Origin of the sequence: Streptococcus penaeicida, from assembly GCF_002887775.1 — a bacterium.
Lineage (GTDB): Bacteria > Bacillota > Bacilli > Lactobacillales > Streptococcaceae > Streptococcus > Streptococcus penaeicida.
The window spans coordinates 1-409 of sequence record NZ_LOCM01000053.1 but is presented as its reverse complement, the minus strand read 5'-3'; the positions used below and the strand labels follow the sequence as shown (position 1 = coordinate 409).

The following is a 409-nucleotide window of genomic DNA, read 5'->3' as shown; positions in this document are numbered from 1 at the left end:
GAGGCTGGGACAAAAGTCTTCATAACTAATAAAAACAGAGACTCACGTTTGATGTGATTCTCTGTTTTTAATTTCTTATCATTCTCTTATTGTATTTCAGTAGATTATTGGCCATGAGGACCAAACCCATATCAATTTTTACTTTCCCTTTTCCTCTCAGGTTACAACGTTTGTAACCTAAACAAGCCTTTATCTGACCAAAGACAGGTTCTACATCAATCTTTCGTTTCGCAAAGATGTGACTGCCTTCTTCAGATAAAAGCGCTTGACTCTCTTTTCTTTTTAACTCTTGGTATCTCTGATTCACATAAAGACCTTTCTGAGGGGCTAAATCAGGATATTCTGCCTTATAAACTCTGATCTCTTGTTGGAATCCAGTAGATGTTCTAGTCTCTTTGATATAGTCAAA

Annotated in this window: 1 protein-coding gene; it reads right to left on the bottom strand. The window is 36.2% G+C overall.

Annotation, left to right across the window (positions count from 1 at the left end):
* Positions 1 to 67 precede the first annotated feature (67 nt).
* The coding region (locus tag AT575_RS10165) for a transposase (RefSeq protein ID WP_165778669.1) at positions 68 to 409 on the bottom strand (342 nt) is incomplete at its 5' end.